Source organism: Ignatzschineria cameli (genome assembly GCF_003121895.1).
Lineage (GTDB): Bacteria > Pseudomonadota > Gammaproteobacteria > Cardiobacteriales > Wohlfahrtiimonadaceae > Ignatzschineria > Ignatzschineria cameli.
Map to the genome: position 1 here is coordinate 1 of NZ_QEWW01000007.1, position 22,526 is coordinate 22,526.

Consider the following 22,526-nt stretch of genomic DNA (forward strand, 5'->3'; position numbering starts at 1 on the left):
TATCGGAATCGGAGTCGCTGTCGGAATCAGAATCACTGTCGGAGTCTGAGTCACTGTCGGAATCGGAATCGCTGTCCGAATCAGAGTCACTATCGGAATCGGAGTCGCTGTCGGAATCAGAGTCACTATCGGAATCAGAGTCACTATCGGAATCGGAGTCGCTGTCGGAATCAGAGTCACTGTCGGAGTCTGAGTCACTATCGGAATCGGAGTCACTGTCCGAATCAGAATCACTGTCGGAGTCTGAGTCACTATCGGAATCGGAATCGCTGTCCGAATCAGAGTCACTGTCAGAATCGGAGTCGCTGTCCGAATCAGAATCACTGTCGGAATCGGAGTCACTGTCGGAGTCTGAGTCACTGTCGGAGTCTGAGTCACTATCCGAGTCAGAGTCACTGTCGGAGTCAGAATCACTATCGGAATCTGAGTCACTGTCGGAGTCGGAGTCGCTGTCTGAGTCTGAATCACTGTCCGAATCAGAGTCACTGTCGGAATCGGAATCGCTATCCGAGTCTGAATCACTATCTGAGTCACTGTCGGAATCGGAGTCACTGTCCGAGTCTGAATCGCTATCCGAGTCAGAGTCACTATCGGAATCTGAGTCACTATCGGAGTCTGAGTCACTGTCGGAATCGGAGTCACTGTCGGAATCTGAGTCGCTATCGGAATCGGAGTCACTATCCGAATCAGAATCACTATCTGAGTCAGAGTCACTATCCGAATCAGAGTCACTATCGGAATCTGAATCGCTGTCCGAATCAGAGTCACTGTCGGAATCGGAATCGCTATCCGAGTCACTGTCGGAATCGGAGTCACTATCCGAATCAGAGTCACTGTCGGAATCAGAGTCACTGTCGGAATCAGAGTCACTGTCGGAGTCTGAGTCGCTGTCTGAATCTGAATCGCTATCCGAGTCAGAGTCGCTATCGGAATCTGAGTCACTGTCGGAATCTGAGTCACTGTCTGAATCTGAATCGCTGTCGGAATCTGAATCGCTGTCGGAATCGGAGTCGCTGTCAGAGTCAGAATCACTGTCGGAGTCGGAATCACTATCCGAATCAGAGTCACTATCCGAGTCAGAGTCACTGTCGGAGTCACTATCGGAATCAGAGTCGCTATCTGAATCGCTATCCGAATCAGAGTCACTGTCGGAATCGGAATCGCTATCCGAGTCAGAATCACTGTCGGAGTCTGAGTCACTGTCTGAATCAGAGTCACTGTCGGAATCGGAGTCACTGTCCGAATCAGAGTCGCTGTCCGAGTCTGAGTCACTATCGGAATCAGAGTCACTATCGGAATCTGAATCACTGTCGGAATCAGAATCACTGTCGGAGTCTGAATCGCTGTCCGAGTCTGAATCGCTATCCGAATCTGAATCACTATCTGAGTCAGAGTCGCTGTCGGAATCTGAATCACTATCTGAGTCAGAGTCGCTGTCGGAATCTGAATCACTATCCGAGTCAGAGTCGCTGTCGGAATCGGAGTCGCTGTCCGAATCAGAGTCACTGTCGGAATCTGAATCACTATCTGAGTCTGAGTCACTGTCGGAGTCTGAATCACTATCGGAATCTGAGTCGCTGTCAGAATCGGAGTCACTGTCGGAATCGGAGTCGCTGTCCGAATCAGAATCACTATCTGAGTCAGAGTCGCTATCAGAATCTGAATCGCTATCTGAGTCACTGTCAGAATCAGAGTCACTATCTGAGTCGGAGTCTGAATCACTATCCGAATCGGAGTCACTGTCGGAATCTGAGTCACTATCCGAATCAGAATCACTATCTGAGTCAGAGTCACTATCCGAATCAGAGTCACTATCGGAATCTGAATCGCTGTCCGAATCAGAGTCACTGTCGGAATCGGAATCGCTATCCGAGTCTGAATCACTATCTGAGTCACTGTCGGAATCGGAGTCGCTATCGGAATCGGAATCGCTATCCGAGTCAGAATCACTGTCGGAGTCAGAGTCACTGTCTGAATCAGAGTCACTGTCAGAGTCGGAATCGGAGTCACTGTCGGAGTCAGAATCGCTATCCGAATCAGAGTCACTGTCGGAATCGGAATCGCTATCCGAGTCAGAATCACTGTCAGAGTCTGAGTCGCTATCGGAGTCAGAATCGCTATCGGAATCAGAGTCGCTGTCCGAATCAGAATCGCTATCGGAATCTGAGTCACTGTCAGAATCAGAATCGCTATCGGAATCGGAGTCACTATCCGAGTCTGAATCACTGTCCGAATCGGAGTCGCTGTCCGAATCTGAATCACTATCTGAATCTGAATCACTGTCGGAATCGGAGTCACTATCCGAGTCTGAATCACTGTCCGAATCGGAGTCACTGTCGGAATCTGAGTCGCTATCGGAGTCTGAATCGCTGTCGGAGTCATCTGGATTCTCAGGATCTGTTGGACCTATGGGAGTCGTTAATGATGAATCACTACCTCCGGAAGATGATCCGCCTCCTGCAGCAACAAGACCTGCTAAACCACCGGCTAAAACACCTAACACCCAATATGGAGGAATGCAACTTGCTGATAGCCCTGCATCTGACACCTCATTTGCTAAGAGAGAATCAACATCAATATCAACAAATTCTTTATCTCCGTTAAGCCAGTAGAGCTCGCAGTCATCTTCTAAGATTAACTCACTATGCTCCCCCTCTTCGTTTTCATTATAGAACCCATAGAGGATAATTGTTTTACCAGACTTGAAGGTCAAAACTAAATTTTGCCCTACTCGCTCTGCACTCTCAATATCCTCTAAACTCCCTTTTATTTTAATCAACTGTGGTGCCAAAATTGAGTAATCTGCCAAAGGTACTTCTACCGGCTTTGCATCACTCTCTGCACGCGTTACAACCATCATTGACATAAGTTATCTCTCTCTATTTTACAGAAATGCTAGGTACAACTCGCGCCTACACACTATCTGCCTGTAGACACGACAAACCCAACTACAACTAATTATTCGATTGCAGTTGAGTATTTTTATTAAAAATAGGTAAACAATTTAAATTAATTATCGCCAAATATCAATAAAAGTCAATATTTACTCATTATGTATAGTGGTTTTAATATATAAAATGATATAAAAGATAGTGTACTCTTTTAATGATAACGTAAACTTACCGTCAAGCGCACAGTTCATAACTAGAGACTTTTTCGGTTAATTGTTTTTTAAATTCACTGGGAGGTAAATTTCCCAGTGACTCATGAGGTCTTTCTTCGTTATAACTTAACATCAAAGCCTAACTGAGTTCTCGCACCTGAGTTAAGGAGGAGAATAGATGGGGGTTTAATACTTCAGTTCGATAGCTACGATTAAAACGCTCGATATAAGCATTTTGATTTGGCTTTCCTGACTCACAACATAATAGATTTTAATATGATTATTTTCACACCATTTTGTAAAAGCTGGAGATGTCATTCCACTGCCATTATCAACACGGATCATTCTAGGAACACCTCTTTCTTCTTTAAGTTGCTCTAAAACTCTCACAACTCTAGTGGCCGGTAGTGAGGTATCAATGACAAGCCTTAGCTATCGAAAGTAATCCTTGATATACCAAGTGTTGAGTCGCTTCTCTGCGTCGTTCCGGCGTTACAGCTTTCCCAATAAATCCTTAATTGCTGCATTTTCTAAAGCTAACTCAGCATACATTTTTTTGAGCTTGGCATTTTCAGCTTCAATTTCCCGTAATCGCTTCAAATCTGAGGCTTCTAAGCCTCCATATTTACTTTTCCATTGATAGTACGTAGCACTACTAATGCCGTGCTCTCGGCAGATATCGGTCACTTTAACGCCTTTTTCTGCCAGTTTTAAAATGTTTACAATTTGTGTTTCTGTGAATTTTGATCGTTTCATGATTTCCTCCATCTAAATTATGATGACAGAAATCTATAGTTTTGGCTTGTGTCTTTTTAGGGTAAGTTTACGCTCATTGATTAAAACGAAACAAGATTTTCTTGGAACTCCCTTTAGATTGCTAAAGAGTAGAAATAAACCAAATCATACTTTAAGATAAGTCAAAGCTCCATGTGGGTACTTTTGCCTGATCGCACAGATAATGATGTATTCTATCTGTTACTTGCTTCCAACAGTTTTTAACATAAACAGGCATATTTTTAGATCTCATTGAATTTCTCATAGCAGCATTAATTTCAAAAATAACGACACCCTTCCGACGTTCTTCTTGGCTTAAAGCAAAATCTATCCCAACATACTCTAGACCTGTTTGCCGCATAATTTGCTCTAAAGCTTTCCAATTATCTGCCCCAATACTTTCTTCAGGAGAACGGCAATAACTAACTCCCATCTCCGTTAGCCAAGGATTAGCCGCCATTAATTTTTCAGAATTAGATAAATGGACATTGAAGTCATTGTCAGCAACAAAAAGATGGATAGGAAATAACTTTCCTCCTGTAAATAATGCACGATATTTAGGATAAAGCCTTGCACCAGGCAAGCGATTATCTTTAAAGGAGACATCAACATATTCAATAAGATAAATGTCCTTTGGTGTCTGAGAAACTATCGTTTCAAAATCAGCAAAATTATGTTGATCCATTGACTCTATCAGATGCATATTCTTGCCCACATGGTATCCCGATAAACGAACAATCAGTGGAAACTTCAATTGGTGCTTTTCTACCGCTTCCCTAATAAGGGCATGACAATTTTTATTAACATTCTCTAGTCTGATATTTTTAGGATAAACAATATGGGGCATATCATTAAACCGCCGATAATTATTATCTCTTGAAGTCGCTAAAATATCACTGGGATGATTCACAACAGGTACATTTGGAAATGCTGCACATATCGCAGCAGCCTTACAGAGCGCAACTTCACATCGCTCTGGATCTGTGATCGAATTATAGATAATATCAACAGAAATATTCTGTCTTTTTAACTCTTTTAGAGCTACATCAATATCATCAACGCGCAAAATAATTTTTTGAATGTCTCTATCGAGGACAGACATAAGATTATTGTGTCCATCGGGCATATGAAAAGATTGACGCTTTGCATTAAAATTAAAAGCGCCTGAAGCAAATGTCTGCAAAATAAGGACTTTTAACTTTCCTTCTCTACTCTTTGAAATCACGTTCTCTCTCGAATATTGAAGTGCGTATTCAGAACATTTCTCTTCATCTTTCAACTGATAGAAAAGGCTAGCCACAAGTCCTTTCTCTAAAGAAATAAGCCCCTCACTTTTCTCTTTAGATAAAAAAAGATCAAGAAGAGTTTTGCGATTTCCTGTATGCATAGCTGCCGTCATCAACGACTTTAAGTTTTTTTCTACCAAAATTCTATGCTGTAACAGGTAACTCCCTACTTCAAAGGCCTCATTATAATCTCTATTTTTTACCGACTTCTCTAGTAGAGAGTTAAGGGCTATATTTAGTTTTTGATTCATTTCACAATTATCCCGTAGGTATTAATTAAAACTTTAAAAGTATTGAGCAGGTTTGTATTTTCCATAAGGAATTCTCTCTACTTCTTTTAAAAGAACATCGTGTACTACAGCTCTTTTAGAACTAATCTAAGATAATGAAAAATCTCTGTGATAAAACATTCCCCTAACTGATTGCTTTTATAATATATTTTCTGCTCTCATCATTCCAAATTTTACCTCTCCCCTAGCCCCACAAATAAGTTTAAACCATTAAATAAAACAAGCACTTATATCTTTAAAAATGCCGAGCCAAATAAGAACTAAACCAAGATCAAGATTAACTTTCAAATACAAACCTTTTCTAATTATTTGGAGATACATTTTGACTGAAAGTACAATTTAATTAATGTATCATAATTTTATTTAGTTATTTTCTCAATAAAATGTTTCCATATAGGAGCAACGTTATCTTCACTAAAGCGTTGCGAACTTTTATAAGCATTATTTGAAAGTTCAGCATTTAGATCCTCATCCTTTAATACTTTGATAATTTTTCTTACAAAAATAGATTCATTATCTTTCTCTATCAAATAACCATTTTCACCATTTTCTATCATGGCAGATGGCCCATATTGGATATCATTAGATATCACAGGGCAGCCACAAGCTAAGCTTTCCATAACAACAAGTGGAAATGCTTCATATTGGCTTGTTAATAGGGATATTCTTGCCTTTGAGAATTTATCATAAATATCTTTTGTAAAAGGATTAACAGTAATATTTTTCTCCATACCAAGCTTCCGAATAAGCTGTTTCAGTTTACCTTCTAAAGGGCCATAACCATATAAATCTAGCGTTGCTGTTGGTATCTGTTCAACTACTTTTGCAAAAATGTTAATCATTAATAAGTGATTTTTTTCTGGTCGATAACGTCCAACTGCTATTACTTTATTTGCTATCCGACTATTAAACTCCACCTGTTTTGGAAAAGCATCCACTACATGAGGAATACAATATACGTTATTAAATTCCCCACATCTTGCTATAACATCTTTTCTTTGCTGCTCGGTGAGAATAATCAAACCATCAAGATTTTTTATATCTCTAAAATAGTAACTCCTAAAATTACTTTGCATATCTGATGGGTCTTTTAAATGTGACGTGTGTGATACTGGAATCATTTTTAAATTTGGGACAACGGTATTTCTTATCCTATCAATTAAACGTACATTTCTATCTACAATAACATTAACCTGATCATCTTTATCAAATGTATTAAAGTAATACTCTAGTAGGTATTTAATAAAGTCTTCATGTCTATCATAAAACTCTATTGGAATGCCCGCTTCATCATGAATGATAATTTTATTTACTACATTTTTTCCTTCTTTTTGTATAAAGAATTTCTGAAAACACAATGTGCCATCAGCACGGTAAAAAAATTCTGATATTCTTTCTTTAGTATCAGGTTTAAAAACACAAACTCTTGACAAAAATCCATCTGGGTCAAAATTATCTAATCTATAACGCTCACCATTATCATCATGATAATGTATGTATGAAATAAGTCCTGTCTTTAAGTCATAAAATTTTGTGATATATTTCTTCCCATCCCTAACTACTTCAATCTTTTGCTTAATAGGGTTATTTACAACATGTTGCACATCTATTGATGACTTAGTAGAACTTTTAACTTGATAAAATCGATAAAGATTTATGTGCTGAAAAGATTCAGGTATCTTATTTAGATTTTTTAGATCTTCAATTGTTGCGTCTATACCTAAGTTATAGGCCATAGTTAAAAACACGGGTGTAATTCTCAATTTTTCAATAAACAATTTGCTTCTTTTGAGTGCCGCACTTTCAATGCCTGAATAATTTTCACTAAGATTATTGTTAAAAAAAACAAAATATTGATTTTTAGGTTCGGCGTGTACTGTAAGTTTATTAACTATATTCATTTTAACTGCCTCAAAACTATTTTCTTTCTGAATTCTTTTAATATTAAACGGCGCTTTATTCGGATGATCTAATTTAATCTCTATAGGAAGATCAATAAAACTAATATTTTTATAATTATTATTTTCTGTTGATATTACTCGCACCTTTAGTTTTAACGGCACATTATCCCAGTTCCCCATATAAGAAGGTCGCAAGCCATAATAATCACGATAAATTTTTCCAACTTGACATCGTGTCATTGGCACTTGCCAGTCGCATAGCTCATGATGCATGCCTCTTCCCCAAGAGGTCATTTTAGACTTGCATATTGGCTCTGCTTGAAAATCAATACATAAGTTACTATCAATTGAATCTACACACTCCCAATATGACTCAACCCACAACATTGTTCTTTGTGTAATAACTCTAGGATGAACTCGCACACCAACTAATTTTATTCCACCAAATAAAATAGGTGATATTCGGGCATCATCCGGAACTTCTTTAACAACTAATTCTCTTGGCAATGTATTAAACTCAGGTTGTTTTAATACATTTAAATTATACGCAGTCTTTTGTAATGGTAGTAAGTTTTTACCTGATGGTAAATCTGCTTCTAACAAAGTACAACTGCCATTTTGAGTATTAATGACAACTTTGTTATTTAACTTTATACACTTATCTGCATATCTTTCAGATATATCAATTTTTGATTCTAAACTAGGAGTAATCGTATGCCCAAATTTTTGTATTAAAGGATGAAAAATGACTGAATGCACTCCTTTTTTAGAGACCCTTAATTCAAATAAACCTGTATCCCTAACTCTCCCAATAGAATCTAGAAGTAAATCACCTGCATCATAAATAATAGGTTTTCCCTGATATATTTCGGTTCCTTGAAGTCTATGGGCTGAAGCTCCCAATACAGCATCAACCCCAAGGTCTATCAAGAGTCGACCCAAATTCCTCTCATCTTCTGTTGGTTCTTCTTTTTCATTAGCCCCCCAATGAATTGCAAAAAGAATAATGTCAGAAATAGATTTAGCCTCTATAAATAATTTTCTATATCTTTGAGTCCAGGTAGAAACATCTGTTACAGATATAAAACTGATACCTCCAGTCTCATCAGATGCAGCAAAGTACCTCATTGTTGTATCAGCAGCAAAAATAGCAACTTTAACGCCATCTAAATCGATATATTTAGGAAGAAGAGCTTCTGCTAAAGTCTGTCCAACACCAACACATTCAATACCAATTTTTTTTAGTAACCTATCTTGTTGCATTAAAGCACCTACTCCATAATCAACGCTATGATTGTTGGCACAAGTTACAACATCGATACCTGACGCTGTCAGTATTTTTACCATTTCAGGTCTCGCTCGATAATAATAGGGCCCGCCCTCTCCTTTTTCAGCCCCTTGTTCACCCAGTACAGATACGACACATTCAAGATTTACAATGCTTAAATCTGCTTCCTTCAAAATATTACTTTGTATAACATTTTTTAAACCTATTTGTTCAGTAACATAATGTTGACGTCGACCTAAATTAACATCTCCACCCCAAACTATTTTACGTATATTTTGATCTTTCTTACTTTCTTTATTATCTGTAATAGTATTCATTGTAAATTTTATATTGTCTTCCACCTAAAAAAAGAATTATGGTTACTTATCCTTCGCATAGATGATGCTGAACATCAACTTATGTACACTCTAAAAAAATGGTGATAAATCAAGCGACCATATTAGGTTATATTTGATTTTTTATAGAACATAACCATCTTTAAAATAGCTCTATTATTTATAATGACTTGAAATAATAGCTTTTTCTCACTTATAACTATCTAATACAGAAGCAATAAACATATTGGCTAATTAACTTTGATGGTTTGTACCTTTCCAGTGATTAATTGGTAACTATAAATTCCTAATTAAGAATTTCCTCTAATTTATCGATTTTAGTTTTCGAATACTTTATAACGCATAAGTTATAACTTAACACCATACCTAACTTTGGCTTTTTTCTACTCTCTCCAAATACTTCCGGTACGCTACAAATCCTGAGAGATAATGTTCCACGTCATCGATCCGAACACGGAAAGCATGATGGCGAATAAAGAAGCCATCGAGAATCCTGCGTGGATTTTTAAAGAACATCGCAACTTCTGGATAGAAAAAACCATTCATTAAATAACGTGCACGATACTCCAATGCCCGATAAAACTTATCAATATCAAACCCTTCTAAAAGGTGTGATACTTTTTTATCTTCCTGCATACGCGATATCATTCGCTCAGCTGCCATCATTAACTCTAAAAGCGTAGGGAATGTTGTAATACGATTTAATACAAAATCGAGATGATCCCGAACATTATCTAATCCAAATTGATAATACTTAGGATCAGGATTATAAAGCGTTAATTCATTGACACAGTAACTTTGCCAATGATCATGTGCTTCCCAATGCTTATTCGCAATAAAATAATCAAACGCCTTCTCCACCGATGCTAACCAACGGGGATCTTTCGTAATACCATAAAGACGCATTAAGCCAAAAGCAGCTTCTCCATCATAATAGATGGTTCTATTTTCTGCCTTGATACTTAAATCAGGATAATTAAGCACATGAATATAGCGACCACCCTCTTGTTGCATAAAGAGAATACCATTTGCTAAATGCTCCATTAATTCTAAGTAGCGCTTATCGCCGGTAATCTCTGTATATTTTGCATAAGCTAAAATGGAAACCGCATTTCCGCCAAGCTTAATCTCATCTCCAACATCAACAAGAAATGCTGCTTTTTCTCCACTAGGTAATACTTCAATTTTAATAAGTTCTTTTTCTAAATAATCTAAAGCTCGATCAATTGCCTGCTTCTGCTCGGGCTTTTGGCAAACCTCCCATCCTTCCAATAATGCGTAGGTAGAACTAGCATGTCGCAGCGCGTTGTAGGTCGGAATGGGGCGATCAAAACAAGGGAACCATCCATAATGATAAAAACCATTCGACTTAACCTGTTTTGCTAAATATTCCGTACTTTTATGAACAATTTCTGTAACTGTTTCTTGATTCCACTGATCGATAATACGATAGCCACTGTTGCGCCCTTCAGACTCTATCTCATAACTTTCTAATCCATCAGTAAAAACTGCATATGTCTTAAAACGATAGATTAATTCACCCTCTGATTGTGGCCAGCTAAGTTCTCTCCTAAAGCGTCTTCGAGAATAGTTTTTTAAATTTCTCTCATTCGCAACTGCAACAGAACTATCTGAGTGATATAAGATCGCATTTCCATAAAGCTCATGCTCTAAAAGTGCTGTTTTGAAATCTTCTGTTAAAGATATTCCATAACGAAAATAACTTCTTTTCGTTCTTGCTAATCTTTTTTGAAATTCATCCCATTGAAGTGCTTCAACTTCCCGAACTATCTCAACACGCAACCAAGCAGGCTTTAACCAATTTTTAAGGCGCCAACGCTTTAAAGCTTCTACCCCTTTCTGCCAAGCATCTTCAAAATCATCTCCTGTAGCAATTTCAACATTTGCTCGCTCTTTACTATCCGATATAGCAAAAAATAGAATCGTAGGAGGATGACTTTCTGGAAGATCTATTTGAGGTGACTTTTCCAAAACAGTTAACATCTTCTCTTTAGCGTTATCTAACAAGCTTTTCAATGCCATGCGCTATTCCTATAAGTTGTGATTTACATTGGGTATTTTAGATACGACAAAGATTATATCAATATATATTTACATAAGAGCAAATAATCAATCAAAAATTGGCATAATCCTAAAGCAACTAAAGACAAAATATAAAAAATGAAAAATGAAAAATGAAAAATATTATTTAATGCAAACCATTAAACCACTCTAGAGATCGAGCTTACTAAGTTTTTCAAAAAATTAACTTATTATACTAAATATTGATAATTGCTCCATATATCGTCATAAAAAGTACATAGAGCGCCGGGAGTAGAATCATCACACCGATCAATCCACAGACAACAAGTAAAAGCTTCATGATTGTTGCTTTTTTTCTCCAAAACTTATAGACAAAGAAGAGAAATAGAATCGCAACGATGAGATAGATTGGCCAATAAAAAAAGGCAAAGAAAAAAAGGTCTGCCAAATATTCTTCCATGGAATGCTCTTCCTATTTTTGTAACTTATTAAAAATAATCTAGTTATCTGATTATCTAAATGGCGCTTCTACTAAACCAATCTAATCCAGAATATGAATTAAATAGTATGAACAGATTCTATTCTCTTCATTTTATGGAGATCCTTTTGATAGAGAATTGTAAAGATTTAATAGAGAATATTTTCGATTCCTCCATTACCAGCTCATTCTCTACAGTATCATAGAGAGATTTGAAAGAGATAAAACTAAAAAGAGAATAAACCTTAATGATAGGCATAAAAAAGAGCTATACAGCATTGCTTTTTTTGCTGTTAGCTCTTTCTACGAATCTTAAAGATACTCAATATTAGGATGATGGGGGTACTGAAAACCCCACATATGAAAAAGCCCTGAAAAATCAGGGCTTTATACTCTTAAAATGGCGGAAAAGGAGGGATTCGAACCCTCGATACGCTACTAACGTATATCCGCTTTCCAGGCGAACGCCTTCAACCACTCGGCCACTTTTCCTAATTTCTCTCAACCGATTCTTTTTCAGTTGAGGCAGATAAGATACTAAATATTTTCACAATTGACAAGTCTATCCCTTAAATAGATAGCGTCCACCACTGACACGATAGTCGAGCGGTCTCCGTGAGCGCTCAAATTGTTGATATCCCTCTTGCAGGTTATCCCAAAACTCATAGTGAAGTGATTGCTTCTCCCGATTGAGTCTAGACTTATCCATTTTAAAGGGATAAGCCTGCACTTCAACATAGGGTTGGCCATTTTTTAGCGCAAGCTCAACAAGCCCATAGATCTCCTCAATTTGCGGATCTGTCATCGCGTAACAACCGACTGAATCACATTTTCCATGCACCATCAGATAGCTTCCTGTCCGCCCTAATGCTCGATCGAAACTATTCGGGAAGCCGAGGTTAAAAGATTTATAGAAGCGGCTATGGGGATTAAGCGCCTTTCGATCAACACGATAAAATCCCTCCGGCGCTTGATAATCCCCTTCATAGATCTTAGGCCCTAAGGTTCCGGAATAGTTACAGATTGGATAATTGGAGAAATGGATAAACTCTTTCTTCCCCTTTGGTTTCATCCAAACCTCAAGCATCGCTTCCTCTTTAAAGATGCGAATTAAGACCTCATCTCCCGGTTTTAAGCCATAATTTTTTAGTCGCTCCGTCAATGGCCCTCCTGAAATATAGGAGGGTGAGGGAGCATTTGAGTAGGCACTACAAGCCGATAGGATCAACATCACTCCTATCACTTTGATTAGCGCTCTGATCTTCAATTTAAGCGTTGTCTTAACCTTCATCGGCACGCGCCTCTCAACTCTAAGCGGAATATTGAAGAAGATCTAATACTTGCTGATGAAGCCCCGGCGTTGCGGCAAGAATCGTCGTAACATCTAGATCGATCGCTTGACCATCGAGCGTCGTCATCACGCCACCTGCTTCATTGACAATAATAGAGAGTGCGGCAATGTCGAGAATATTAACATCCGATTCCACAATAATATCCACCTTACCTGTCGCTAAGAAGTGATATTGCAAGAAATCGCCAAACCCTCGTGTTGAGTTCATCTGCCCAACCAATTTGCCATAATTGCGCCAATTTTCAGGGTTTTGTGTTAAGCGCTTAAGATTTCCAGAAGAGAAGACTGCTTGCGAGAGTTGATCGATATCGCTCACAGAGATCTTTTTACCCTCTAAAAATGCCCCTTTCCCTTTTAGGGCATAGATACGCTCACCCCCATTGAAACAGGGCGCAGTAGAGACCCCTAATACAATCTCCCCTTTATACATCAACGCAATTTGACAGGAGAAGAGAGGACGACGACGCACAAATGCTTTTGTACCATCGATCGGATCGATCAACCAGATAAAGTCTGAGTTCATATTTTTCTGACCGCTCTCTTCCCCATAGAATCCATGATCAGGGAAAGCTTGAGAGATATGGTCATAGATTGCTTTCTCTACCGCAATATCCACCTCTGTTACCGGCGTTGCATCAGCTTTAATCTCAATCTTAAAGGCATTCTCATCATAAGCTGTTGCGATCAGCTCTCTTGCAATCTCTGAAGCCTCTAACGCACAATCTAAATATTTTTGCATATCCATCTCTATCTACTCTTTCTCTCTCAATCTATCTGGTTATTGAAACGCATCAGCGACATCGCTCATCAAGGTCCCGACCAACATCTCCATCAACATCTTCATCAACCTCGACATAGATATTGATATTGATGACTAGACTGTGATGACTAATATTGATAGCAATTTGATAGCAATTTGATAGCAATTTGATAGCAATTTGATAGCAATCATCACGATCACAATAATCGAGCGCTGTCTGCCTACTTTATCTCATAAAAAAGATGATGGAAAAACCATCATCTTCTACACTCTTTTTTTATGAATCACGCTTTAACATTGGGAAACCCAATTTTTCACGCGACTCGTAGTAACTCTTTGCCACCATTCCGGCCATCTTCCGCACGCGCAGAATATAGCCTTGACGTTCTGTCACAGAGATCGCTTTACGCGCATCGAGTAGGTTAAAAGCATGGGATGCTTTCAGAACCATCTCATATGCCGGCAATGCTAGATCTGCAGCAAGAAGACGTGTCACCTCTTTTTCATAAAAGTTGAAGGAGTTGAGAAGAAACTCAACATCCGCATGAGAGAAGTTATAGTGTGATTGCTCTACCTCATTTTGATGGAAAACATCTCCATAAGTGATCTTCCCAAAAGGGCCATCAGACCAGACAAGATCATAGACACTCTCAACTTCCTGAACATACATCGCAAAACGCTCTAAACCGTAGGTAATTTCCCCTAAAACAGGTTTACACTCTAAACCGCCCGCCTGCTGGAAGTAGGTAAATTGTGTAACTTCCATACCATTGAGCCAGACTTCCCAACCTAAGCCCCAAGCACCTAAAGTTGGCGACTCCCAGTCATCTTCTACAAAACGGATATCATGCTTTGTGACATCGATCCCTAACGCCTCTAATGAACCGAGATAGAGCTCTTGCATATTCTCGGGAGAGGGTTTAATCGCCACTTGAAATTGGTAGTAGTGCTGAAGACGATTAGGATTCTCCCCATAACGACCATCCGTTGGACGCCGAGAAGGTTGAACATAAGCAGCTGCCCATGGCTCAGGCCCTAATGCTCGGAGAAAGGTTGCCGTATGGAATGTTCCCGCACCTACCTCAATATCATAAGGCTGGAGTAATGCACATCCCTGCTCTGCCCAATAGGTTTGCAGCGTAAAAATCATCTCTTGAAAGGTCATTTTTTTCATATTCAATATCTTTATTAAGCTCTATCTTATTGTGTCTTTTATTGTGTATCTTGTTGTATCTTCACTTGATCTTCGTTTGATCTTCGTTTGATCTTTATGTGGCTTCTATCTTACTGAAGATCCATCGGAAGTTGATCATGCGCTGACAGATCCTCTAATCACATCTGTTTTGATAAATTTATTTTGGCTATTATACCCCAATTATTGTCGATTGCGCGGCTCACCCTCTGCTTCCTCTAAAAAGGTCTCATCATCGAGGATCTCTTGCTCGACACGCTCAATAGGAAGAACTTCTCCCTGACGAAAACGATGTTCACGCTGAGGAACTGGAATCTCGATATTATTATCTCTTAATGCACTGTCGATCGCCCACATATAAGCAGCACGAATACCATTAGGACGTTTCACTGCACGAGAGGTAAGCCAAACAACCAATTCAAATTCGTAGTAATAATCTTTAAAATCCACAAGCCAAACGGCAGGATTACGGCCTGGAATACCCTTCAATGTATGAGGTAGAGCCTCTGCTGCCGCTAACACCACTTCTCGTACAATCTCCTTATCGGTTCCATAAGCGACTCTAAAGGGGTAACGCATACGGCGCTGTGGCTCTTTGAGGGTCCAGTTGAGCATCTTGGTATTGATAAACTCAGAGTTAGGAATCACTATATCGACATTATCATTATCGGTAATAATCGTAGCGCGGACATTGATCTCTTTGACCTCTCCCCAAAGAGGTTTACCACTCTTTTGATCTTGGAGCTCAATAAAGTCTCCGACCTTAATCGAGCGCTCAAAGAGTAGAATTAACCCTGAAACAAAGTTATTAACAATCGACTGTAATCCAAATCCCAGTCCAATTGCGAGCGCCCCTGCAACTAAAGCGAAGTTGGTAAAATCGATACCGACGGCAGTCAACCCATAGAGAAATCCAAAGAGGATTATGGCGTAATAGGTTAAACGCCCTGCAAGATAGTAGGCGGGTAACTTATCATCCCCACGCTTATTTCCCATGCGGTTAAAGACGCGATTGAGCCAAAATGCAATCCACCAACAGACAAGGACAATTAAGAGAAATTGGAAGAAACTAATGGAGGTCACCGGCGTATCGCCCACGGTGAAGAGCGGCGTTCTTAAAAGCTGCTTCACATTGCGCCAAGCATAACTGAGTGTACTCTTCGTGCGATTGATGGTATTCATCAACACACCCTGAAATTGCAGCAACTGATTCTCTAAAATCCGCCCCATAAATTGGCTATCGGCAATTTCAGTCTGCAGCTTCTGAAGCATTACCGATGTCTCTTGAATCAAGGTTAAACGATCATTTGCAATGCCGGCCAGAAAACTATTTTCATTCACTCCCCCGCGAATTTCAATATCTGCTAAGAGAGCATTGGTATTACTCCGCTCTACCTCATTCTGATTAAACCAATCTTTCGCTTTAAAGGAGATCTCCTCTAAATTTCGTTGCCGCTCAGCATAATTTTTCTGAATACGTTCAACATCAAGTCCCTCCTCATCGGAGAGAATCGCTAAGATATCGCGCTCATTTTCATACATATCGAGACGCGCTTCTAAAATCGCTACATTGATCTTCTCTTTTGCAACACGCTGATTGCGTAATCTTGCAACAGCTTGATCCTCTACAGTCTCATCAGGTAGTAGTAGAAGCTGTGATTGCTCGCGCAGTAATTTAGTATTTGCTTCTTGAAGACGAATAATGGTGTTATCGATTCGATCATTGAGCTCATCGAGCTCATCGCTAGTATAGGTTAAGCGGGTAATTGCGACATTTTTGATATCCTGAAGCTCACGAGACTCCGACTCAATAATACTTAAGTTTTCACGCAATAAGCGTAAGCGCTCTGTCAATAATGCCTGCTCCGTCTGCAGTGTAATCACCTGCAATGAGGCTAAGAAACGAGCATGACTTCCCTCTGCGGTCTCAAGATATGAGACAAAGCGATTATTAAGATCTCGGGTAATATCACGATATTGAACATCTTGATCACGAATATCTTCTCGAACACTGACAAGTTCGGTGCTCAGCTCCCGCTCACGATGGATAATTGTTAGTAGCTCCCCAATACTATAATGCTCCTTCAATTCAAATTTGAAGCGCTTTTTCGTAACGCTCTTCTCTTTCAGGGCAACATAAGCAAAGAAGTTCGCACTAATATGGGAGATCTTAGGAAGCTCTCGCTTTAACGACTCTTCTGGGAGCTTTTGGGATTCATCATCAATTCGCTGGATAAAATCGATCACTGCCTGCCGAAGGTCTCCCGATTTTTTACTCTCAAAGTAGTTCCACCAAGCGGTATTGAGCGACATAGGATCAGGAAGCATCAACTCCTCTTCTTGACCACTTTCAACTGCGCCTAAACCATTTTGTAGTAGCGAACTGATAGGATGCACCTGAGAAAAAGCGATACTTAAACTCATCAACATTATCAATAGTAGCGTTGAAGCTCGCTTAATCTTGATCACAGGCACCTCTTTCTAGATGATTTTTGGGGAGAGAAAATAAACAGATCGTAAACTGGAAACTAACAGAAAAATTCTGGAAAAATCTGAAATATTGGGTCTCAAAGATCGAGCCCCAAATCTAAAACCGCTTAAAATCAGCGCCAAAGTGGATTGGACCCCTCAGCTTCGATTCGGTCAGACTTCGGTCTAATATTATTGCATATAGCGCCCACTCAATCTAGAATATGAGACCAAATTATTAATTATTTTAAGGAAATAATTGTGTCTGAAAAAATAAGTGAAAATAAGAGTGAGAGCTTAAGTATTGAAGCGCAATTAGAGAAACTGAGTAAAATTTTAGAAGCGCTAGAGAGTGATGAGCTTCCGCTTGATCAATCCTTACAGAAATTTGAAGAAGGGATTCGGTTGACAAAGAGCTGCCAAGCAATGCTCGAAGCTTCGGAGAAGAAGATTTCTCAACTCCTCTCAACAGAACGTGCTGAATAACCTATAAGCAGTATAAAGAATACAGTATAAGAATATTCAGAGACGTTTAAATAACAGATTGACCTATAAGGAGCTTAGCCACTGATGCCTACCGCTTGGTTTACAACGCAACTTCATACCTTTGAAGCCGCATTTACGAAAGCGCTTGAGAAGATCGATGCCCCTCTACGCCTTAAGGAGGCGCTACTCTATAGTACACTCAATGGTGGAAAACGACTTCGACCACTCTTGACCATCGCAAGTGGTGAACTGTGTGGAGCAAAGCTCGAAGAGACACTCTCTATCGCATCAGCAATTGAGATGATCCACGCCTACTCATTAGTTCATGATGATCTTCCGGCAATGGATGATGATGAGTATCGCCGCGGTAAATTAACCTGCCATAAAGCATATGATGAAGCGACTGCTATTCTCACAGGTGATGCGCTTTTAACGGCAAGCTTTGAATTTTTAAGTCATATCGAAACTCTCTCTGCAGAGAAAAGATTACAGCTGATTCAGCTCATCTCACACGCGGCGGGAAGTGCCGGAATGGTGGGCGGACAATATCTTGATCTTTCATCTGAAAATAGAACCATCTCTCTTCATGAATTAGAGACACTTCACCGCAAAAAGACAGGGGCACTGATTAAAGCCTCTATTTTAGCAGGAGCAATTGCCGGCAATACGAATCAATCAACTTATGATAAACTATCCGTTTATGCCGATAATATCGGGCTTGCGTTTCAGATTAAAGATGACATTTTAGACATTACAGGAACGCAAGAAGAGCTCGGTAAAAAACCCGGCAGTGACCTTCTCCAAGAGAAATCCACCTATATCTCTCTTTTAGGTTTAGAAGATTCGATCGGCAAACTAGATGAACTCACCAATGAAGCAATCGAGTTACTCTCCTCTTTAGGTAAAAAAGCCGAACCACTGATCGATCTGGCTCACTATATCCAAAAGCGCAATCATTAAGGTTTTAGCATGAATCCAACTCCACTTCTCGATCAAATTGTGTCACCTGATGACCTTAAATCCCTCTCCCTCAACGATCTTGAGACACTCTCAACAGAGCTTAGGCAATTTCTTATTGGCTCCGTTCTCGACTCAGGTGGTCACTTTGCGTCGGGGCTAGGGGTTGTTGAGTTAACAGTGGCGTTGCACCATGTCTTTAACACTCCTCATGATAAAATTATCTGGGATGTCGGCCATCAAGCCTATCCTCACAAGATATTAACAGGCCGTAAAGATCGCATTCATACGATCCGAAAAAAAGGGGGATTAGGCCCCTTCCCTTCTCTTAGTGAGAGCGATTATGATGCCTTTGGTGTTGGCCACTCTTCTACCTCAATCAGTGCGGCTTTAGGAATGGCGATCGGCGCAAAACATCATCATGACAATACTCAACAGCTTATTGCGGTAATTGGAGATGGCGCATTAACTGCCGGGCAAGCTTTTGAAGCACTCAATCACGCTGGAGATCTAAAAGCGAATCTTTTAGTGATCCTCAATGACAATAATATGTCGATCTCCCCAAATGTGGGCGCTCTTAGCACCATGTTAACGCGCACCCTCTCTAAACCGGCAATTCAATCGATTCGTGAAAGTGGTGCAAAATTTTTAGAAAATTTGCCCTTCCCACAAGCACTCGATCTAGCAAAACGTGCCGAAACGCGTGTTAAAAGTGCCGTGGCAGAACAGAGCATTATCTTTGAAGAATTTGGCTTCCAATATTTTGGCCCTATCGATGGGCACGATCTGCCGACACTGATCGCGACCCTTAAAAACTTAAAACAGAAGAGCGGCCCTCGATTTCTCCATATCACTACCAAAAAGGGGAAAGGATATGCTAAAGCAGAAGCGGAACCCGTTAAGTTTCATGCTGTCTCTGCAGCGAAGAAGGCGCCTCAAGGTGTCACCTCTACTGACAAAGCGCAATCTGCAAAACAGGCTGAAAATGCGGTATCAAAAAAAGCATCAGGATTAACTTATACCCAGGTCTTCTCACAATGGCTCTGCGATATGGCGGAAATTGAACCCGATCTGATGGCAATCACGCCCGCTATGTGTGAAGGCTCTGGCCTTGTCACATTTAGTCAGCGCTTTCCTCACCGTTTTTTTGACACCGCAATTGCTGAGCAGCATGCTGTCACTTTAGGTGCGGGAATGGCGTTAGGCGGAATTAAGCCTGTCGTTGCGATCTACTCTACCTTCCTTCAACGCGCCTATGATCAACTGATTCATGATGTTGCCATTCAAAATTTAGATGTCACCTTTGCTATCGATCGCGCCGGTATTGTCGGTCCAGATGGCGCAACACATGCAGGAACATTTGATATCGCTTATCTTCGTACGATTCCCAATATGGTGATTATGGCGCCTTCTAGCGAGGAGGAGTGTTACAAGATGTTAACAACGGCTTACCACTATCCAGGGCCGGCGGCTGTTCGCTATCCTCGCGGAAAAGGCATTGGAAGCCATATTAGTGATCAACCAACTGCAACCATTGAGATCGGGAAGAGTCAACTCCTCAAAAAAGGAGATAATCTCCTAGTGATCAATGTAGGGCCATTGATTACAGAATCCACAGCAGTTGCGGAACATTTTGGGGCAACACTCCTCGATCTACGCTTTGTAAAACCGCTCGATCAGGAGATGCTATTAAAATTAGCACAATCTCACAAAGCGATTATCACAATTGAAGATGGCGCCATTATGGGAGGTGCTGGTTCAGCGATTAATGAGCTTCTTGCTACTAACGGCATTTTTATGCCTATCAAACACTTTGGCATTAAAGATTACTATCCAGAACATGGCGAGCGGGAAGAGATTCTAGCAGATTATGGTTTAACTGCTGAGAAGATGATTTCGGAAATCGACCATTTTCTTAATCTCGTTCCCTCTGCCTCCTGATCTTGATCTTGATCTTCACAACGCTATCGAAGTAGATTGTAAAGATCGATTGAACTCAAAATAGAGAAAAGGGAATAAAAAAAGCATAAAATTAGGGTGATCCGGATAATCCGGATCAAACTGAAGATAAAAGAAGAGCCTTCTTATTTATTAATAAGTGAGGCTCTTTTGATTGTAGATCCGAGATTGATAAGATCGATAAGCATCATCGTAATATCAACCGTTTATTCATTTCTGATTAATCTTTAATTGATCTCTTCTGCTAAGACCGCAACTTGCGCCGCAGAGATCTGCGCGATACCTTTTTCGGCAAGTGTGATCATCTCTAATAACTCAGCTTTAGAGAAAGGCGCCTGCTCTGCTGTTGCCTGTACTTCAATAATCTGCCCCTTATTATCCATAATGACATTCATATCGGTATCGGCAGCACTATCCTCAAGATAATCGAGATCCAAAACAGGAACACCTTGATAGATCCCAACTGAGATCGCCGCAATTTGACTCACAAGCGGCGTCTTTTCAAGCAATCCCTGCTCTACCAATTGATGGAGTGCTAAGACTAGAGCAATATATCCCCCAGAGATTGAAGCGGTTCTTGTGCCACCATCAGCTTGTATAACATCACAATCGATAGTGATTGTCCGCTCACCTAATAGCGCTAAATCAACGGCAGCACGTAATGAACGCCCGATTAAGCGCTGAATCTCAAGCGTTCTTCCACTCTGCTTACCGCGGGCAGCTTCACGGCTTGAACGTGTGTGGGTCGATCCCGGTAACATGCCATACTCGGCAGTAATCCACCCCTTTCCTTCTCCTCGTAAAAAAGAGGGAACCCGCTCCTCGATCGAAGCAGTACACAATACCTTTGTATTACCAAATACCGCTAAAACTGAACCGGCAGCATGCATTGTAAAGTTAGGAATAAATTGTAAAGAACGCATCTCATCAGCAGCTCTTTTTGAAGGTCTTATCATTGTTTCTCTCTTCTGTTTCTTTTATAGGGATTGTTTCTTAGGATTTTTATAAAATTGAGTCATTCCTTAAGCATAACACTTTAACTAATTTAGGATCTGATCTCGCTTAAAATATCAAAAATCTAATCAATGTGTGTGGTCAAGATCTGCAGTAAATATCAGTGACTATATATGGCAAATATGATTGAATAAATCAAAATAAATTAAAATAAAATACACCATATAAGCAAATATAAAAAAGCCCGTTTATAACGGGCTTTTCTAATGAAATCTGACGGTATTAATTCATCATTTAATATGAATTATGTGGTAAATGTTAGTAACGACTAAATTTTTTTAATTGAATCTTCTTAATTAATCTACTTTAACTTATCTCTTTTAACGATTGTTAACATCTAACTAATATTAAACATTGTTAAATATTGAATGTCTGCTAGCTTTTACAACACTCTTGCAATAAATTTAAAATATCAAGTTAAAATAAGAGATTAAAAATAGGAGATTAACAAGCGCTATTGACGTTACTTACCACGATAAACGATACGACCTTTTGTGAGGTCATAAGGTGTTAATTCTACTTTTACTCTATCTCCCATAAGAATACGGATATAGTTCTTACGCATCTTACCAGAGATGTGAGCAGTGATAACATGACCGTTATCTAACTCTACTCTAAATTGTGTATACGGAAGGGTTTCAATAACCGTGCCTTCCATTTCGATATGATCTTCTTTTGACATATAACTCTTTAATAACTTAGTAAGATTGGTCGGGACAGCAGGATTTGAACCTGCGACCCCTTGCACCCCATGCAAGTGCGCTACCAGGCTGCGCCATGCCCCGACGAAATGAGATCTAAATAATAGCAAATAAAAAGTACTATGACAAGCCCCTATCC

Annotated in this window: 14 protein-coding genes, 2 tRNA genes and 1 pseudogene; 3 read left to right on the forward strand and 14 right to left on the reverse strand. The window is 39.7% G+C overall.

What is annotated here, in order from left to right:
* The 11 genes and pseudogenes from DC077_RS10955 to DC077_RS08510 form a co-directional block, all read right to left on the reverse strand.
* Positions 1 to 2,866: BapA/Bap/LapF family prefix-like domain-containing protein (locus tag DC077_RS10955; protein WP_193450582.1), on the reverse strand; the 2,866-nt coding region annotated here is incomplete at its 3' end.
* A gap of 259 nt (positions 2,867 to 3,125) precedes the next feature.
* Positions 3,126 to 3,859, reverse strand: a pseudogene (locus DC077_RS08465) (transposase).
* Between the two features lie 151 nt (positions 3,860 to 4,010).
* The gene (locus tag DC077_RS08470) at positions 4,011 to 5,414 is read right to left on the reverse strand and encodes an ATP-grasp domain-containing protein (RefSeq protein WP_109217958.1); all 1,404 of its coding nucleotides are present in this window, start codon (positions 5,412 to 5,414) and stop codon (positions 4,011 to 4,013) included.
* A 398-nt stretch (positions 5,415 to 5,812) separates the two neighbouring features.
* Entirely contained in the window at positions 5,813 to 8,959 is a 3,147-nt protein-coding gene (locus tag DC077_RS08475) for a CapA family protein (RefSeq protein ID WP_133243434.1), read from the reverse strand.
* A 384-nt stretch (positions 8,960 to 9,343) separates the two neighbouring features.
* Entirely contained in the window at positions 9,344 to 11,020 is a 1,677-nt protein-coding gene (locus tag DC077_RS08480) for a Mur ligase (RefSeq protein ID WP_109202096.1), read from the reverse strand.
* 235 nt (positions 11,021 to 11,255) lie between these two features.
* Positions 11,256 to 11,480, reverse strand: a complete 225-nt coding sequence (locus tag DC077_RS08485) for a hypothetical protein (RefSeq protein ID WP_109202095.1) — start codon at positions 11,478 to 11,480, stop codon at positions 11,256 to 11,258.
* Positions 11,481 to 11,899: 419 nt separating this feature from the next.
* Positions 11,900 to 11,990: transfer RNA gene (locus DC077_RS08490), tRNA-Ser, on the reverse strand.
* A 70-nt stretch (positions 11,991 to 12,060) separates the two neighbouring features.
* The gene (locus DC077_RS08495; protein WP_109202094.1) at positions 12,061 to 12,789 is read right to left on the reverse strand and encodes a L,D-transpeptidase family protein; all 729 of its coding nucleotides are present in this window, start codon (positions 12,787 to 12,789) and stop codon (positions 12,061 to 12,063) included.
* 19 nt (positions 12,790 to 12,808) lie between these two features.
* Positions 12,809 to 13,594, reverse strand: a complete 786-nt coding sequence (locus DC077_RS08500) for an inositol monophosphatase family protein (protein ID WP_239990365.1) — start codon at positions 13,592 to 13,594, stop codon at positions 12,809 to 12,811.
* A 292-nt stretch (positions 13,595 to 13,886) separates the two neighbouring features.
* Positions 13,887 to 14,783 (reverse strand): glycine--tRNA ligase subunit alpha, encoded by an 897-nt coding sequence (gene glyQ, locus DC077_RS08505; RefSeq protein WP_109202093.1) that lies wholly within the window; start codon positions 14,781 to 14,783, stop codon positions 13,887 to 13,889.
* A 201-nt stretch (positions 14,784 to 14,984) separates the two neighbouring features.
* Complete coding sequence (locus DC077_RS08510; RefSeq protein WP_109202092.1) at positions 14,985 to 17,270, reverse strand: mechanosensitive ion channel domain-containing protein; 2,286 nt, start codon at positions 17,268 to 17,270, stop codon at positions 14,985 to 14,987.
* Between the two features lie 261 nt (positions 17,271 to 17,531).
* On the opposite strand from DC077_RS08510, the gene xseB reads away from it, so the two are divergent.
* The 3 genes from xseB to dxs all read left to right on the forward strand — a co-directional run bounded on the left by xseB (position 17,532) and on the right by dxs (position 20,654).
* Entirely contained in the window at positions 17,532 to 17,756 is a 225-nt protein-coding gene (xseB, locus tag DC077_RS08515; protein WP_239990271.1) for an exodeoxyribonuclease VII small subunit, read from the forward strand.
* 84 nt (positions 17,757 to 17,840) lie between these two features.
* Positions 17,841 to 18,716 (forward strand): polyprenyl synthetase family protein, encoded by an 876-nt coding sequence (locus DC077_RS08520; RefSeq protein ID WP_109202091.1) that lies wholly within the window; start codon positions 17,841 to 17,843, stop codon positions 18,714 to 18,716.
* 9 nt (positions 18,717 to 18,725) lie between these two features.
* On the forward strand, positions 18,726 to 20,654 hold the full coding sequence (gene dxs, locus DC077_RS08525) for a 1-deoxy-D-xylulose-5-phosphate synthase (protein ID WP_109202090.1): 1,929 nt from the start codon (positions 18,726 to 18,728) through the stop codon (positions 20,652 to 20,654).
* A 245-nt stretch (positions 20,655 to 20,899) separates the two neighbouring features.
* Here dxs and rph read toward each other — a convergent pair whose 3' ends face one another.
* The 3 genes from rph to DC077_RS08540 form a co-directional block, all read right to left on the reverse strand.
* Complete coding sequence (gene rph / locus DC077_RS08530; RefSeq protein ID WP_109202089.1) at positions 20,900 to 21,628, reverse strand: ribonuclease PH; 729 nt, start codon at positions 21,626 to 21,628, stop codon at positions 20,900 to 20,902.
* 521 nt (positions 21,629 to 22,149) lie between these two features.
* The gene (gene infA, locus DC077_RS08535) at positions 22,150 to 22,368 is read right to left on the reverse strand and encodes a translation initiation factor IF-1 (RefSeq protein WP_094567422.1); all 219 of its coding nucleotides are present in this window, start codon (positions 22,366 to 22,368) and stop codon (positions 22,150 to 22,152) included.
* A gap of 26 nt (positions 22,369 to 22,394) precedes the next feature.
* Positions 22,395 to 22,471, reverse strand: a tRNA-Pro gene (locus DC077_RS08540).
* Positions 22,472 to 22,526 lie beyond the last annotated feature (55 nt).

Excerpts from the sequence above, each read along its gene's own strand:
- DC077_RS08470 (WP_109217958.1), bottom strand. The coding sequence starts at position 5,414 with ATGAATCAAAAACTAAATATAGCCCTTAACTCTCTACTAGAGAAGTCG.
- DC077_RS08475 (WP_133243434.1), bottom strand. The coding sequence starts at position 8,959 with ATGAATACTATTACAGATAATAAAGAAAGTAAGAAAGATCAAAATATA.
- DC077_RS08480 (WP_109202096.1), bottom strand. The coding sequence starts at position 11,020 with ATGGCATTGAAAAGCTTGTTAGATAACGCTAAAGAGAAGATGTTAACT.
- DC077_RS08485 (WP_109202095.1), bottom strand. The coding sequence starts at position 11,480 with ATGGAAGAATATTTGGCAGACCTTTTTTTCTTTGCCTTTTTTTATTGG.
- DC077_RS08495 (WP_109202094.1), bottom strand. The coding sequence starts at position 12,789 with ATGAAGGTTAAGACAACGCTTAAATTGAAGATCAGAGCGCTAATCAAA.
- DC077_RS08500 (WP_239990365.1), bottom strand. The coding sequence starts at position 13,594 with ATGGATATGCAAAAATATTTAGATTGTGCGTTAGAGGCTTCAGAGATT.
- glyQ (WP_109202093.1), bottom strand. The coding sequence starts at position 14,783 with ATGAAAAAAATGACCTTTCAAGAGATGATTTTTACGCTGCAAACCTAT.
- DC077_RS08520 (WP_109202091.1), top strand. The coding sequence starts at position 17,841 with ATGCCTACCGCTTGGTTTACAACGCAACTTCATACCTTTGAAGCCGCA.
- dxs (WP_109202090.1), top strand. The coding sequence starts at position 18,726 with ATGAATCCAACTCCACTTCTCGATCAAATTGTGTCACCTGATGACCTT.
- rph (WP_109202089.1), bottom strand. The coding sequence starts at position 21,628 with ATGATAAGACCTTCAAAAAGAGCTGCTGATGAGATGCGTTCTTTACAA.
- infA (WP_094567422.1), bottom strand. The coding sequence starts at position 22,368 with ATGTCAAAAGAAGATCATATCGAAATGGAAGGCACGGTTATTGAAACC.